Here is a 14,741-nt window from a genome sequence, read left to right on the forward strand (position 1 = left end):
AATTAGCCCAGACGCTCCCGCAGTTCGCGCTTGAGGACCTTGCCGTAGCTGTTCTTGGGCAACTCGTCGACGAACACATAACGCTTGGGCCGCTTGAACCGGGCGATGCGCTCCAGCAGGTGCGTGTCCAGCGCGGCCGGGTCGGCGGTGCCGACAATGAACGCCACCACCACCTCGCCCCAGTCTTCATCGGGTGCACCGACCACGCACGCCTCGACAACGTCGGGGTGGGTGACGAGCACCTCCTCCACCTCGCGAGGGTAGATGTTGCTTCCTCCGCTGATCACCACGTCCTTGCTGCGGTCGCGCAGCGTCAGGTAGCCGCGTTCGTCGAACGATCCCATATCGCCGGTGCGCAGCCAGCCGTTCCGCAGTGTGGCGGCCGTGGCCTCGGGGTTGTTCCAGTAGCCCGACATGACGACGTCACCGCGGCAGACGATTTCGCCGATCTCGCCAACGGCCGCGGATGTGCCCGCCTCGGTCAGCACGGCAACGTCGACACCGGAGCGTGGGTAGCCGACCGACCCCAGCGTCGCGTCGTCGGCCAACCCATTGCCGGCGAGGTGATCGCGCTGGCGCAGCCCGGTGATCGTCATGGGTGCCTCGCCCTGACCGTAGAGCTGCTCGAAGATCGGACCGAACGCCGCCATCGCCCGCTTCAGGCTCTCCACATACATCGGGCCGCCGCCGTAGATCACGGTGTTCAGGTTGGCGGGGCGCGGTCGTCCCGTCGCGACTAGGCGCGCCACCATGGTGGGGGCCAGAAAGCTGCTGGTGCTCGGGTGATGCCCGCACAGGTCCAGGAACTCGTCGGGCTCGAAGGCGGCGGACTCCGGCACCACCTGCCGCGCACCGCGCAACACGTAGGGGAGGATGTACATTCCGGACCCGTGCGACATCGGGGCGCCGTGCAGCAGGCTGCAGTTCTCGTCGGGATTGTCGAAGTCGGCCAGGTGCGACACCGCCATTGCCATCAGGTTGCGGTGCGAGAGCATCGCGCCCTTCGATCGGCCGGTGGTTCCGCTGGTGTAGAACAGCCACGCCAGGGCAGCCGGATCGGTATCGCGCGGTGCCGCCGCCGGTTCGACATTGAATCGGGCGGTGTACGCGGCACCGTCGAGCGACTCAACCGCTATCGCGGTTGCCGGTGTCAGGCCCTGCGCGATCTTGGGCGACGCGAACACCATTGCCGCGTCGGCGTCCTCGAGGATCTGCACCATCTCGAGCGCGTGCAGCTTGTAGTTGACGGGGACCACGACGCACTCCGCGGCCCACGCCGCGAACATCAGTTCCACGATCTCCGGGCGGTTCTCGGTCGCGACAGCGATGCGCGTGCCCACCGGGTACACCTGGCGAAGCGATGCGGCGAGGCGTAGCGCGCGGTCACGCAGCTCCCGCCAGGTGTGCAGTTGCCGCGTCCCGAGGAATATCGCGCCGCGGTCACCGTGGCGCGTGGCGATCTGATCCAGAATGCCAAACAGGTTCATCTCGCCACCCACTCCGAGGACAACGCGAAGTCCGACAGATACTTCGTCGATGACCAGCCGCCGTCGACGACGATCGTCTGTCCGTTGATGAAACTCCCTCCGGGAGAGCACAGGAACGCGATGGTGCTCGCCAGGTCCTCCACCCGGCCCAGCCGTGGGTACGGCGTCATCTCAGTGTTGATCTTGCGGAAGCGTTCGTCCTCGAGTCGGTGTTCGACCATGGGTGTGACCGTGACGCCGGGTGCCACGGCGTTGCAGCGGATGCCCTGCGGCCCGTACTGGCACGCGATGTGTGTGGTCAGCGCCGTCAGCCCGCCCTTGGCCGCCGAGTACGCGCCGCCGCGCAGGCCGCCGACGACGGCGAAGGTGGACGTCACGTTGATGATCGCCGAACCCGACGCCATGTGCGGTATCACGTCGCGTGCCAACCGGAACGGTGCCCGCAGCATCAGACCGAGGAAGTAGTCCAGGGACTCGTCGTCGGTCTCGTGCAGCGGCTTGGGGCTGCCGACTCCCGCATTGTTCACCAGGAAGTCGATGCGGCCCCACCGCTTCACCGCAGCGTCCACCACGCGGGCGGGACCGTCATCGGCGGTCAGGTCGACGGCGAGTGTGGCGACGCGTTCGGGATCACCGATAGCCGAGGCGAGATCGGCCAGGCGGGCCTCGTCGCGCCCGGTGCCAAGCACCGCGATACCCGACTCGGCCAGTTTGACGGCTGTGCCGAAGCCGATCCCGCTGCTGGCACCCGTGACGATCGCTACCTGCATGTGTTCATCCACCTTCGTTGGTCAGCGTCGCTCGGATGTGATGCTTCAAGACCTTGCCCGCGTCGTTCCTGGGCAGGGCCTCCCAGATCGCCACCTGCTCGGGCACTTTGAACGTCGCGACACCCCGTGCTCCGAGGAATCGCCGAAGGTCGGCCACCGCGGGCCCAGGGGTGCCGTGCGCAGGAACGACCACCGCACACGCGTGCTCACCGGTGCGCGGGTCGGGAAGCCCGACCACGGCTATCTCGGCAATGTCGGGGTGTCCGACGAGAATGTCCTCGACCTCCTTGGGGGAGATGTTCTCGCCGTTGCGGATGATGATGTCCTTCGCCCGGCCCGTCACCACCAGGCAGTCGCCATCCCAGCGTCCGAGATCACCGGTGCGGTAGTAGCCGTCGGCATCGAAGGCGCCGATCTCGTCCTCGGCATGCAGGTAGCCGACCAGCATCTGCGCGCCGCGGGCCACGATCTCACCTTCGGTGGCCGAGTCGTCACCGGTCAGCGCGACCTGCGCGATACCAGGAGCGCCGTCGGTGTCCGCCGCCCGGTCGGCGTCGTGCGGTGAGCCCACAGTAGTCACGGGCACCTCGGTGGAGCCGTACACCCTTGTCACCAGCGCCCGTGCGAAATACTCTGTGGCCCTGCGGATCAGCGACGGCGGTACTGACGCGCCGCCGCAGATGAAAACCTTCAGATCGGGCAGGTCGGTGCCTGCGCGCTCTGCCGCGGCGAGAATCTGCTCCAGGAACGGTGTGGCTCCGGCCATGTGCGTGCAGCGCTGCGCCACCAGAAGCCCGACCGCCTCATCGGCGTCCCAGCGCTCCATCAGCACAGCCGTGGAACGGGCCAGCAGGGGGCACTCGAAGGCGTAGATGGAGCCGCCGATGTGCGCGATGGGGGAGGGGACCAGGAACTTGTCGCCCGGTTCGATCGACCAGTGCCGTCGGATCTGGGTGATCAACGCGTGGATCGAGTTATGGCTGTGTAGAACACCCTTGGGGCGGCCCGTGGTACCCGAGGTGTACATGATCATGCGGACGGCGTCGGGATCGAGTTCGACGACCGGCGCTGGCTGGGAGTCGGTGAGCAAGTCGTCGAAGCTGGTGTGCTCGCGCGAATCGCCGCGCACCACGACCACTTCGGGCGGGCACTGCAATGTGGCCGTCACGCGGGTCAGCATTGCCGCGTAGTCGAAGCCGCGAAACTGCGACGGGACGAAGACCATCCGGCTGTCGGCGTCATCGAGGATGAAGCGCAGTTCGTGATCGCGCAACGACGGAAGGATCGGATTCACCACCATGCCTGCCAGCGTGGCGCCCAGGTACACCACGGCTGCCTCGTGCCAGTTGGGCAGCATGAAGGACACCACGCTGGCGGTTGGCATCCGGTCGCCGAGCGCCGTCGCCAGGGCCGCAGAGCGCCGGTACAGCTCGCGGCAGTCGAGTTCCACATCGCCGTCGACCAGCACGACGCGCTCGGGGGTGTCGCGCGCGGCCAGTCGTAGCGCGTCCGCGAGTGTGCCCCGAATCCAGAGACCGGCATCGTAGGCTTGCGCGGCACGTTCGTCACTCCACCGGATCGACCGTCCGCCAACCGCTTTGCGGCCGTTGCTCACCGACGCGCCTAACCCTTCACTCGCCGCATCGTCATCGAGTACCGGAACCGCGATGAGGGATGCGTGTTCACCGTGACCTGGGCGATCTCGCCGTCGGAGGTCGTGTACGTGCGGCGCATCTCGAGTGCCGCGGTGCCCTCGTCGACCTGCAGTTCCTCGGCCAGAGCTGGTGATGCCAGCACGGCGGCGATCTCCTGGGCCACCTCCACCACGCTGACCCCGAAGAGGTCCTCGACTAGCGGAAAGATCGGACCGGTGTGACGCTGCAGCAGCCGTCCGACAGCGGCGAACGATCGGTTGATGTAGTACTCGGTGCGGCAGATGGGGACGGGGTTGTCGTCGGACTGCCTCGTGCCGCGCACCACCAGCCACTCCGAGCCGACCGGCAGACCGGTGTGCGCAGCGAGGTCCTCGTCGAGGGTCACCATGGCGTTGGACTCGATGGCGAACCGCGCGCCTGCCGCGAACGCGAGCAGATCGTTGATCGACATCACTTCCTGGGCATAGGAATTCGATGCGGCACGGGCGACCACCATGGTTCCGGCCCGTGGCCGCGAGGCGACCAGATTGTCGTCCCGAAGCCTGCGCAGTGCCTCGCGCACGGTGTAGCGACTCACACCGAACCGCTCACACAGTTCGTGCTCGGTGGGTAACTGCGTCCCCACCGGGTAGATCCCGTCGACGATCTCCTTGCGCAGGGTTCGCGCCACCTGCATGTAGCGGTGGTCTGCCGGTACCCCGACCTCGGTACTCATGCGCGATCCCGCTTCGCTTCTCGCTGGGTGCTCATGTGCGATCTCGCTTCAGTGCCATCACGCTGCCCTCACCATCGGCCGAGACGTACAGCGTGCCATCGGGTCCGGCGGCGATACCCGCGAACGGACCCTGCGGCCCGGAGAACGGCGGCATGCCGAGCAGCGGCTTCGGCACGACCCCGGGCGGCGGGCCGACGGGAAGTCCGGCGGCGATCGTCGTGCGTGCACCGGTGCCGAGGTCGACCTCGATGACGGCTTTCTGGCCGGCGTCGACGATGTACAGCGAGCCCTCCAATGCCAGGATGCCCTGCGGCCGCACCAGGCCGTCGACCACGATGTCGGTGCCCGACGGGGTGACTCGCACGACTCGTCCCGCACCCGACTCGGAGACCAGGACTTCCCCGCCCGATGTCACCGTGACGCCGATGGGATCGGCGAGTCCGGACGCGAGCACGCCGACATTGCCCGAGCCGTCGACCGACACGATGTTGCCGGTCCCGAGTTCGGCGGCGACAATACCGCCGGGGGCGAGCGCGACACCGTACAGCTGATCGAAACCGTCAGCGAGAAAGTCAGTTTCATCATGGGCGGGGCGGTAGCGGCCGATCTGGCCGCCCGACGTGGTGACGACGAACCCGCCGGGTCCCGACGGAGTGAGGCCGCGCAGGAAGCCCGGGTAGCCGGGCGAGAACAGCATGCCGACGGTGTCCAGGGAACCGTCCGCGCCGAGCGCATAGAAGTACGTGCCGTCGGCGACATAGAGCCGGCCGTCGCCGCCGACCGCGATGTCCATCGGCCAGTTCAGCCCCCCCGGCAGGGTGGTTCGGGTCTGGCCGCCAGCGAGGACCTCGGTGATCTCGCCGGTGAAGTTCGAGACGAACAGTCGCCCGTCGACCAGGGTGCAGTTGTCCAGACCGGGGTTGAGTTGGGCCAGCACGGTCTGGTCACCCGTGCGGGGGTCGATCCGCAGTACCTGGCCGCTGGCGACCTGCGTCGAGACGATGAAGCCGTCGGCGTCGAACTTGACCGAGTCGGGCACACCGAGACCGGTCGCCACGATCTCGGGCTGGCCGCGGAGAGCCCCGTTGCTCCTCGCGTCCGCGCCAGCGTCGGGGTCGATGCGCCAGATCTCATTGGCGCCCATGACGGGGAAGTACAACAACCCGTCGGGTCCGACCTCCATGGCGTTGGGGGACGGGACGTTCTCGAGCAGGATCCGTGGTGGGCCACCGCCCAAGTCGAACTCCATGAGCCGGCCGCCCTCGCGGCACTCGCCGATGAACAGTCGCCCGTTGTGGAACGTGATGCCGTTGGCCGACGGCACGTCATCGCGCAGCACACGGGTCCGACCGGAGGTGTCGCGCAGGCTGACGCGGCCGTTCATCACCTCGGTGGCGACGAGGTTGCCGTGCGTGTCGAACGCGACGTCGTCGGGCGCGACGATGTCACCGCCCTTGGCGCTGATGGTCTCGACATCGCCCGTGGTGATGTCTAGGGCGCTGATCTGGCTACCCGTGACCTGAGCGATGTAGATGCGGCCATCGGGTCCGGTGCGCAGTCCGTTGGCGCCGAACAGCCTGCTCGGCGCGGTGAGACGTTCGAGTCGCCAGCCCACCGCGACGTCCGGTTGGCAGGCGCCGAGGTAGCGGCTCGGGGTCTGCGAGACAGGGGTTCCGGTCGTCATCGCTCGGACGATAGCAAGCCGCCGTAGTCCAGACAATAAGTTTCGCAGATTGCCGAACGGGCCTTGACGTGCAGCTAGGTTAGAGAGAATCATGCTCTCCAAATGGTGCACACCACTATCTTGTCCGGACAATTAGGAGAACAACGACTGTGGCCGTGAAGGTTTACGAGCGCATCCTGCAGCTGTTCGAGGCTGAGGGCATCAACACGCTCTTCGGCATCCCCGACCCCAACTTCGTGCACATGTTCCACGCCGCCGAGGAGCGCGGCTGGACGGTTGTGGCGCCGCACCACGAGGAGAACGCCGGCTTCATGGCCGAGGCCGTGTCCCGCATGACGGGCAAGCCCGGGCTGGCCATCGGCACACTCGGACCGGGCCTGGCCAACCTCGCCGGCGCCATCATGTGCGCCAAGGTCGAGAACTCGCCGGTCATCTTCCTGGGCGGGCAGCGCGCCCGCATCACCGAGCAGCGGGTCCGCCGCGGCCGCATTCAGTTCGTCTCCCAGGCGCCGCTCCTGGCGCCGTCGGTGAAGTACTCGGCGAGCATCGAGTATGCCGATCAGACCGACGAGATCGTGCGCAACGCGCTGCGGATCGCGCAGACCGGCACCCCGGGGCCGGCCTACATCGAGTACCCCAGCCACGTCATCCTCGAGGAACTCGACGTTCCCGAGCCGCTGCCGCCCGAGGCCTACCGCCTGGTTAACCAGGGTGCCAGCGCGCAGATGATCGAGCGCGCGACCGAACTCATCCGCAGGGCCGAGCAGCCCATCCTGCTCGTCGGTCACGCAGTGCACACCAACCGCGCCGGCGAGTCCGTTGAGGCGCTGGCGAAGCTGATGAACTGTCCGGTGATTCAGACCTCCGGCGGCACGTCGTTCATCAAGGGTCTGGAGGATCGCACCTTCCCGTATGGCTTCTCACCTTCGGCCGTCGACGCCGTGGTGCGCTCGGACCTGGTGGTCGCCATCGGCACCGAGCTCGGTGAGCCCGTGCACTATGGCAAGGGCAGGCACTGGCTGGAGAACGAGGCCAACCGCAAGTGGATCAGCGTTGAACTCGATCCCACGGCCATCGGCGTCAACCGGCGCATCGACGTTCCGCTCGTCGGTGACCTGCGCGCGATCGTGCCGCAACTCGTCGACGCGCTGAAGGACTCGCCGCGTCAGGCCACGCCCGAACTCGCGGGCTGGATAAATGATGACGCAGCTCGGATCAAGGAACTCGCCGAGTCCGCTCCCGGTGGAACACCGCTGCACACCGCGCGTTTCGTGGTCGAGGCCACTCGCGCTTTTGCGGCCTTGCCTCAAGACGGCATCATGGTCCGCGACGGCGGCGCCACGGTCATCTTCCAGTGGACGTACTCACAGGCCAAGCCGCATGACGTGGTGTGGAATCAGAACTTCGGCCACATCGGCACCGGCCTGCCCTATGCGGTCGGCGCATCCGTCGCCGATGGCCGCAAGAAGCCGGTCATGCTGCTCACCAGCGACTCGTCGTTCATGTTCGCGATCGCGGAGCTGGAAACCGCTGCACGGCTGAACCTTCCGCTGGTCTGCGTCGTCGGTGTCGACAACCAGTGGGGTCTGGAGGTCGGTGTCTACAAGCGGACATTCGGCCAGGGCTCGCTGGAGACCGGCGTGCACTGGAGCAAGGACGTGCGATTCGACAAGATCGCCGAGGGCTTCGGCTGTCGCGGCGAGTACGTCGACAAGGCCGAGGATCTCGGTCCCGCGATCGACCGGGCCTACGCCAGTGGCAAGGTCACCGTCATTCACGTGCCGATCGACCCGAAGGTGAACTCGGAGGAGATGCCGAGCTATGACGAGTTCCGGACCTGGTACGCGGAGGGGACACAGTAATGCGGTGCGGACGTGAGGAGCAGTAATGCGGTGCGGACGTGAGGAGCAGTAATGCGGTGCGGACGTGAGGAGCAGTAATGCGGTGCGGACGTGAGGAGCAGTAATGCGTGAGTACCTGAAGTTCTACATTGACGGCCAGTGGGTCGATCCGGTCGAGCCGAGGACGGCTGATATCGAGAACCCCGCCACCGAACAGGTCGCGGGCCACATCTCGATCGGGTCGGCCGCCGACGTGGACAAAGCGGTGAAGGCTGCCCGACGAGCCTTCACGACCTGGTCGGTGACCACGGTCGAGGAGCGGCTCGATGTGCTGGGTGCCATCCTGGCCGAATACCAGCGCCGCGCGGGCGATCTCGCCGAGGCGGTGACCGAGGAGATGGGCGCCCCCGCGGGGCTGGCGTCGGGCCCGCAGGTCGGTCTCGGTCTCGGCCACCTCACCACGGCCATCGAGTCGCTGAAGAACTTCAGTTTCACCGAGCAGCGTGGTGACACGACCATCGTCAAGGAGCCGATCGGCGTGTGCGGGCTCATCACGCCCTGGAACTGGCCGCTCAACCAGATCTCGGTCAAGGTCTTCCCGGCGCTCGCGACGGGCTGCACGTCGGTGCTCAAACCGTCCGAGGTGGCCCCGTTCTCGGCGCAGATCTTCGCCGAGATTCTGCACACGGCAGGTGTTCCCGCGGGTGTGTTCAACCTGATTCAGGGCGACGGCCCTGGCGTGGGCGTGGCGCTGGCCAGTCACCCCGACATCGACATGGTGTCCTTCACCGGGTCCACCCGGGCCGGCGTCGAGGTGGCGCGCAATGCCGCCCCGACCGTCAAGCGGGTGGCTCAGGAACTCGGCGGCAAGAGCCCGAACATCGTGCTCGACGACGCCGCGTTCGCGGGCAGCGTGTCATCCGGAGTCGTCACGATGATGGGCAACTCGGGCCAGACCTGCAGCGCCCCCTCGCGCATGCTGGTGCCGGCCGCCCGGATGGCGGAGGCGAAGGAGATCGCCGCCGCCGCTGCGGCTTCGGTGAAGGTCGGCGACCCGAACAGCGGCGCCACCGTCGGCCCCGTCGTGTCGGGCACGCAGTACGAGAAGATCCAGGCACTGATCGCCAAGGGCATCGATGAGGGTGCCACCCTGGTCGCCGGCGGTACCGGCAGGCCCGACGGTCTGTCGACCGGGTACTACGTCAAGCCGACGGTGTTCGCCGACGTGACCAACGACATGACCATCGCCCGCGAGGAGATCTTCGGTCCGGTACTCGTGGTGATCGGCTATGACGATCTCGACGACGCCGTCGCGATCGCCAACGACACCGAGTACGGGCTGGCCGGCTACGTGTCGGGGGAGGACCTGGCCACGGCGCGCGGCGTCGCGAGTCGAATCCGCGCGGGCTGGGTGGCCATCAACAGTGCCTTCGACTTCAACTCCGCGTTCGGCGGCTACAAGCACAGCGGCAACGGACGCGAGTGGGGGGACATCGGATTCCACGAGTACCTGGAGACGAAGTCGATACTGGGCTACGGGGCGAGCGAAGCGACGGGGAATACGCACGGGGCGAGCGAAGCGACGGGGAATACGCACGGGGCGAGCGAAGCGACGGGGAATATGCACGGGGCGAGCGGATCCTAGATGGCTGACGTGCTTGACCTCAGCGGCCGCATCGTGGTGGTATCAGGCGCCGGCGGTGGAGGCATCGGCACCACGGTGACGCGCATGGCTGCCGAGGCCGGGGCCACCGTGGTCGCCGTCAGCAGGTCCAAGGACAACCTCGACACCCACGTGACTCCGCTTGCGCGGCAGGGTCTGTCGGTCATCCCGGTGTCTGCCGACGCGGCGACCGACGAGGGCATCGAGACGGTGCTCGAGGCGGTGCGCCACGTTGCCGAGACCACCGAGGCGCGGCTGTACGGGCTGGTCAACGTGGCGGGCGGCGCGGCGCCCTCGACATGGATGCCCGCGACAAGGGTCACCCGTGAGGACTGGCGGGCGCTGTTCGCCGCCAACCTAGAGACCACGTTCTTCATGAGTCAGGCTGTGGCAGCCGAACTTCGGGTGAACTCGTCACCCGGATCCATCGTGTCGATATCGTCGATCAGCGGTATCAACACGGCGCCGTTCCACATTGCCTACGGCACTGCCAAGGCCGCGATCGTCGCCATGACACGCACCATGGCCGTCGAACTCGCGCTCGACGGGATCCGGGTGAACGCCGTCGCACCGGGTGTCACGCAGACCGCGGCGTCGGCGACCTATGTCGACGACGACCCAGAGCGCGACCGCACGGCGATCGCGATGGGCAGGCGCGGCACTCCCGAGGAGCAGGCCGGCGCCATCCTGTTCCTGCTCTCGGATCTGTCGGGCTACGTGACCGGCCAGACCCTGCTGGTCGACGGCGGCCTGAACCTGAAGTGGACGCACCTCGGTGCGGACAACACCTCGCTGTTCCTGAAGGACGAGTCCTTCCGCAACTCCATCAAGCGGCCATGAGGAGATGATGCAAGTGACCGATACGCAGCCCGCGCTGACCGAGGAACTCGCGGAGCCGGTGACCATCGGCGTCGAGGCCTACATCTCGCCGGAGTACGCGCGCAATGAGCGGGACCTGTTGTGGCGCAAGGTCTGGCAGCAGGCCGGGCGCATCGAGGACATTCCCGAGGTGGGCAGCTACCTGACCTACGACATTCTCGACGACTCCATCATCGTGGTCCGCACCGGCGAGGGAAGCTCGGGTGACGCCTTTGCGGCGCACCACAACGTCTGCATGCACCGCGGGCGCAAACTCGTGGACACCCCGCAGGGTGGCAAGAACGCAGTGGGCAAGGCGCGCAAGTCGTTCGTCTGCGGTTTCCACGGCTGGACCTACGGGCTGGATGGCACCTGCACGCACATCCGCGAACAGGACGACTGGAAGGGTGCGCTGACACCTGAGCGCACCCACCTGCGTTCGGTCCGGGTCGACACGTGGGGCGGCTGGGTCTTCGTCAACATGGACCCCGACTGTGAACCATTGGCGGACTACCTGTTTCCCGCCGCGAAGATCCTCGACCCGTTCGGGTTGGAGAACATGCGCTACAAGTGGCGCAAGTGGTTGAACTTCGACTGCAACTGGAAGGTCGCGCTGGAGGCGTTCAACGAGACCTACCACGTCTTCACCACCCACCCGGAGTTCAACAAGTTCGGCGAGTTCAAGGGCTGGGCCAAGGCGCAGGGTAAGCACTCCAACATCGGCTATGACGCGCCCAAGGGTATGGACGAGACGAAGTCCAAGATCCGGCTCGGCACGGGGGATCCGCGCATCTCGACCGCGGAGATGCAGATCTACACCATGGAGGAGACCAACGCCACCACGACCAACACGCTGGTCAACGCGGCGAAGCGCCTTGTCGACGAGCTGCCGGAGGGGACACCGGCCGACGAGGTACTGCAGCACTGGCTGGCCTCGGCGCGCCGCGACGACGAGGCGCGCGGTGTGGTCTGGCCGACCATACCCGCTGACATCCTCGGACAGAGCGGGACGGCCTGGCAGATCTTCCCGAACTTCCAAGTGGGCCAGGGGCTTACCAGCGCACTGTGCTACAGCGCCCGACCCGACCCGAGCTATGACCCGAACAAGTGCATCTTCGAGGTGTCGGTGTTCGAGCTGTACCCCAGGGGCGAGGAGCCCGCGACGGAGTGGGCGTACACGCCGGTCGGTGATCCCAATTGGCTCTCCGTCCTGCCGCAGGACTTCTCGAACATGGCGGCCGTCCAGCAGGGCATGAAGTCACTCGGCTTCCCAGGCACTCAACCCAATCCGTACCGGGAACGCAGCACCGTCAACCTGCACTACCAACTGTCGAAGTACATGGGCACCGGTGCCCCGCAGGAACTTGCAGAAGGAGATCGATGACCACCGTCGAGAACTCGTGCGGGCCCACCGACACGCCAGTCGACGTCGACATCCCCGCACTGCGCGAGAAGTACCGCGTCGAGCGGGAGAAGCGGCTACGTCCAGAGGGGGCGAGGCAGTACCAGGAGCTGAAGGGTGAGTTCGCGGAGTTCGCCGAGGTCGACCCGCACACCCCGGTGACTCCACGCGCGCCGATCTCCGAGGACGTCGAGGTGGTGGTGCTCGGTGGTGGTATCGCGGGGCTGCTGGCCGGCTCGTATCTGAAGAAGGCCGGAGTGGAGGACGTTCGGATCATCGAGATGGGCGGTGACGTCGGCGGGGTCTGGTACTGGAATCGCTTTCCCGGAATTCAGTGCGATAACGATGCGTACTGCTATGTCCCGCTGCTCGAGGAACTCGACTTCGTGCCGTCCAAGAAGTTCGCCGACGGGGCCGAGATCTTTGAGCATTGCAGGCGTATCGCCAAGCACTTCGGGCTGTACGACGGTGCGCTGTTCTCGACCCAGGTCCGTGCCGTGCGCTGGGACGAGACGATCGACCGATGGCAGTTGACCACCAACCGCGGTGACGACATCCGGGCGCGCTTCGTGGTCATGGCGCAGGGCTCCTACAACCGTCCGAAGCTGCCCGGCATCCCGGGGATCCTGGACTACGTGAATGCCGGAGGCCACACCTTCCACTCCGCCCGCTGGGACTACGACTACACCGGGGGTGACGCCAATGGCGGCTTGGACAAGCTGCGCGACAAGCGCGTCGCGCTCGTCGGCACCGGCGCGACCGGCGTTCAGCTGGTGCCGCACCTCGGCCGAGACGCCCAACATGTCTACGTATTCCAGCGCACACCATCATCAGTCGACGATCGTGACAACACCCCGACCGATCCGGAATGGGTGAAGTCGCTTCAGCCGGGCTGGCAGGAGGAGCGCAAGCGCAACTTCCACAATTGGTCACCGTTCGTGGGTGTGGTGTTCGGAGCGCCGGACCTGGTCTGCGACTTCTGGACCGAGCTTGGACGCAACATGTCGGCACGCATCGCGGCCAGCGAGGACCCCGCAGCTCTGGGTATCGAGCAGATCATGGCGATCCGAGAGGAGGAGGATTACAAGATCATGGAGCGGCTGCGGCGCCGGATCGGCGGCCTCGTCGACGATCCCGACACCGCCGAGGCGCTCAAACCGTACTACCGGTTCATGTGCAAGCGGCCGTGCTCAAGCGACGAGTACCTCGCGACGTTCAACCGGCCCAACGTGACCCTGGTCGACGTCGCGGAGTCCAAGGGCGTGGACCGGCTGACCGAGCGCGGGATCGTCGCCAATGGCATTGAGTACGAGGTCGATTGCGTGATCTTCGCGAGCGGCTTCGAGATCTCGACGGAGATCAGTCGGCGGTATGCGATGGATGTCGTCGAGGGGCGCGACGGGCTGTCGCTGTTCGATTACTGGAAGGACAGCTACCAGACGCTGCACGGGATCACCACTCGCGGCTTCCCCAACCAGTTCTTCACCGGCTTCATCCAGGGCGGCGTCTCGGCCAACACCACCGCGATGTTCGAGCAGCAGGCCAAGCACATCGCCTACATCATCTCCGAGGCCATCAGCCGTGGCGCGAAGACCGTCGAACCGAGTCAGGAGGGCCAGGACACCTGGGTGAAGACCGTTCGGGATCTCTCGATCGACAACTCGGCCTTCGAACTCTCCTGCACTCCTGGCTATTACAATAACGAGGGTCGCGGTGGTGGTGAGGCCAACGGCGCCTTCCTCGGCGACTTCTACTCGCCGGGCTTCTACGAGTTCGACGATCTGCTGGCCGCATGGCGCGCCAAGGGCGACCTCGACGGACTGGAGTTGAAGACATGACGGCCTCGGTCGCGTTGTCCACCAGGGACATCCATGAGCACATCGGCACCGAGATCGTCGCGGAGAAGGCAGCACTGCTGTCCGGCGAGCACGCGGGCACGATCCGCGACCTCCTGCAGAGCCGCGGTGTGCTCGTCTTTCCGAAGCTCGGCTTCAGCGACGAGGAGCAGATCGCGTTCACCGAGACGCTCGGCACCTTCGCCGCGGAGCACACCGGCGGCAAGCTGTACAAGGTGTCGCTGGACACCGAGGTCAACAAGCAGGCCGACTACCTCAAGGGCTCGCTGTACTGGCATCTCGACGGCACGATGAACGAGGTCCCGATCCTTGCGTCACTTCTGCAGAGCGTCGCACTGGGCAACCCTGACGAAGGTGACACCGAGTTCTGCAACACCTACGCGGCCTATGACGCACTCTCGGATGCGGACAAGGCTGATCTCGAGGGCCTCACCGTGATGCACTCGGCGTGGAACACGCTGTTCTACTACGACCCGGAACCCGACGTTCGGACGCTGAGGCAGATGCAGGCGATCGGCGACCGCGAGCTGCCACTGGTGTGGACACACAGCTCGGGCCGCAAGTCCCTGGTGCTCGGCGCCACCGCCCACCACGTCGTGGACATGGACTACCGCAAGAGTGCGGAACTGCTGGTACGCCTTCGGGACTGGGCCACCGCGCCGCGTTTCGTCTACCGCCACAAGTGGTCGGTGGGCGATCTGGTGATCTGGGACAACACCGGCACCATGCACCGTGCCACGCCGTACGACCCGAAGTCGGGCCGGCTGCTGCAACGCACGAAGCTCGCAGGCGAGGAGCCGTTCGCCTGAC

10 protein-coding genes and 1 pseudogene are annotated in these 14,741 nt (G+C 66.4%); 6 read left to right on the forward strand and 5 right to left on the reverse strand.

What is annotated here, in order from left to right; genetic code table 11:
- Window positions 1-2 precede the first annotated feature (2 nt).
- From ABIA65_RS25810 to ABIA65_RS25830, 5 genes are read right to left on the reverse strand one after another with little or no spacing between them, the layout of a single operon-like run.
- Complete coding sequence (locus tag ABIA65_RS25810; RefSeq protein ID WP_354525334.1) at window positions 3-1,487, reverse strand: acyl-CoA synthetase; 1,485 nt, start codon at window positions 1,485-1,487, stop codon at window positions 3-5.
- On the reverse strand, window positions 1,484-2,257 hold the full coding sequence (locus ABIA65_RS25815; protein WP_354525335.1) for an SDR family NAD(P)-dependent oxidoreductase: 774 nt from the start codon (window positions 2,255-2,257) through the stop codon (window positions 1,484-1,486). Before ABIA65_RS25815 ends, ABIA65_RS25810 begins: the two co-directional genes overlap by 4 nt.
- A gap of 4 nt (window positions 2,258-2,261) precedes the next feature.
- On the reverse strand, window positions 2,262-3,836 hold the full coding sequence (locus ABIA65_RS25820; RefSeq protein ID WP_354525427.1) for an AMP-binding protein: 1,575 nt from the start codon (window positions 3,834-3,836) through the stop codon (window positions 2,262-2,264).
- Between the two features lie 44 nt (window positions 3,837-3,880).
- Window positions 3,881-4,627, reverse strand: a complete 747-nt coding sequence (locus ABIA65_RS25825) for a GntR family transcriptional regulator (protein ID WP_354525336.1) — start codon at window positions 4,625-4,627, stop codon at window positions 3,881-3,883.
- Window positions 4,628-4,658: 31 nt separating this feature from the next.
- Window positions 4,659-6,311, reverse strand: coding sequence for an SMP-30/gluconolactonase/LRE family protein (locus tag ABIA65_RS25830; RefSeq protein ID WP_354525337.1), 1,653 nt, complete (start codon window positions 6,309-6,311; stop codon window positions 4,659-4,661).
- Window positions 6,312-6,460: 149 nt separating this feature from the next.
- On the opposite strand from ABIA65_RS25830, the gene ABIA65_RS25835 reads away from it, so the two are divergent.
- From ABIA65_RS25835 to ABIA65_RS25860, 6 genes and pseudogenes are all read left to right on the forward strand, one after another.
- Window positions 6,461-8,173, forward strand: coding sequence for a thiamine pyrophosphate-binding protein (locus ABIA65_RS25835; protein WP_241400506.1), 1,713 nt, complete (start codon window positions 6,461-6,463; stop codon window positions 8,171-8,173).
- 103 nt (window positions 8,174-8,276) lie between these two features.
- A pseudogene (locus ABIA65_RS25840) lies at window positions 8,277-9,701 on the forward strand (aldehyde dehydrogenase family protein); the annotation flags it as partial.
- Between the two features lie 96 nt (window positions 9,702-9,797).
- A complete protein-coding gene (locus ABIA65_RS25845) occupies window positions 9,798-10,655 on the forward strand; it encodes an SDR family NAD(P)-dependent oxidoreductase (RefSeq protein ID WP_354525338.1) in 858 nt (285 codons plus the stop codon).
- Between the two features lie 7 nt (window positions 10,656-10,662).
- Complete coding sequence (locus ABIA65_RS25850) at window positions 10,663-12,057, forward strand: aromatic ring-hydroxylating oxygenase subunit alpha (protein ID WP_502919616.1); 1,395 nt, start codon at window positions 10,663-10,665, stop codon at window positions 12,055-12,057.
- Window positions 12,054-13,913: a flavin-containing monooxygenase gene (locus ABIA65_RS25855; protein ID WP_354525340.1), complete on the forward strand. Its 1,860-nt coding sequence runs from the start codon at window positions 12,054-12,056 to the stop codon at window positions 13,911-13,913. Before ABIA65_RS25850 ends, ABIA65_RS25855 begins: the two co-directional genes overlap by 4 nt.
- Window positions 13,910-14,740: a TauD/TfdA dioxygenase family protein gene (locus ABIA65_RS25860; protein ID WP_241400501.1), complete on the forward strand. Its 831-nt coding sequence runs from the start codon at window positions 13,910-13,912 to the stop codon at window positions 14,738-14,740. The genes ABIA65_RS25855 and ABIA65_RS25860 overlap by 4 nt, the downstream gene beginning before the upstream one ends.
- Window position 14,741: the final 1 nt, after the last annotated feature.

Source organism: Mycolicibacterium sp. 624 (genome assembly GCF_040548615.1).
Classification (GTDB): domain Bacteria; phylum Actinomycetota; class Actinomycetes; order Mycobacteriales; family Mycobacteriaceae; genus Mycobacterium.

Excerpts from the sequence above, each read along its gene's own strand:
- ABIA65_RS25810 (WP_354525334.1), bottom strand. The coding sequence starts at position 1,487 with ATGAACCTGTTTGGCATTCTGGATCAGATCGCCACGCGCCACGGTGAC.
- ABIA65_RS25825 (WP_354525336.1), bottom strand. The coding sequence starts at position 4,627 with ATGAGTACCGAGGTCGGGGTACCGGCAGACCACCGCTACATGCAGGTG.
- ABIA65_RS25845 (WP_354525338.1), top strand. The coding sequence starts at position 9,798 with ATGGCTGACGTGCTTGACCTCAGCGGCCGCATCGTGGTGGTATCAGGC.
- ABIA65_RS25815 (WP_354525335.1), bottom strand. The coding sequence starts at position 2,257 with ATGCAGGTAGCGATCGTCACGGGTGCCAGCAGCGGGATCGGCTTCGGC.
- ABIA65_RS25830 (WP_354525337.1), bottom strand. The coding sequence starts at position 6,311 with ATGACGACCGGAACCCCTGTCTCGCAGACCCCGAGCCGCTACCTCGGC.
- ABIA65_RS25860 (WP_241400501.1), top strand. The coding sequence starts at position 13,910 with ATGACGGCCTCGGTCGCGTTGTCCACCAGGGACATCCATGAGCACATC.
- ABIA65_RS25855 (WP_354525340.1), top strand. The coding sequence starts at position 12,054 with ATGACCACCGTCGAGAACTCGTGCGGGCCCACCGACACGCCAGTCGAC.
- ABIA65_RS25850 (WP_502919616.1), top strand. The coding sequence starts at position 10,663 with ATGCAAGTGACCGATACGCAGCCCGCGCTGACCGAGGAACTCGCGGAG.